1 rRNA gene is annotated in these 542 nt (G+C 48.7%); it reads right to left on the reverse strand.

The features are described from left to right. Nucleotides 1-522, reverse strand: a 23S ribosomal RNA gene (locus tag RM552_RS17710); the annotation flags it as partial. Nucleotides 523-542 lie beyond the last annotated feature (20 nt).

A 542-nucleotide genomic window follows, 5' to 3' on the forward strand; every position in this document is an offset into this window, starting at 1 on the left:
GCTCCCACTGCTTGTACGTATACGGTTTCAGGTTCTATTTCACTCCCCTCACAGGGGTTCTTTTCGCCTTTCCCTCACGGTACTGGTTCACTATCGGTCAGTTAGGAGTATTTAGCCTTGGAGGATGGTCCCCCCATCTTCAGTCAAGATAACACGTGTCCCGACCTACTTAATATGACCAACATGATACGTCGTGTACGGGGCTATCACCCTGTATCGCCAAGCTTCCCAACTTGTTCCACTACATCATGCTGATTCGGCTGTTCCCCGTTCGCTCGCCGCTACTAGGGGAATCTCAATTGATTTCTCTTCCTACAGGTACTTAGATGTTTCAGTTCCCTGCGTTTGCTTCTACACCCTATGTATTCAGATGCAGATAGGTCCGAAGACCTGGGTTGCCCCATTCGGAAATCGTTGGGTATAACGCGTTTTGTCAGCTTCCCAACGCTTATCGCAGACTTACACGTCCTTCATCGCCTCTAACTGCCTAGGCATCCACCGTATACGCTTATTCACTTAACCATACAACCCTAATACAACTG

The sequence above is a fragment of the Glaciecola petra genome (genome assembly GCF_031846345.1).
Taxonomy (GTDB): Bacteria; Pseudomonadota; Gammaproteobacteria; order Enterobacterales; family Alteromonadaceae; genus Glaciecola; species Glaciecola petra.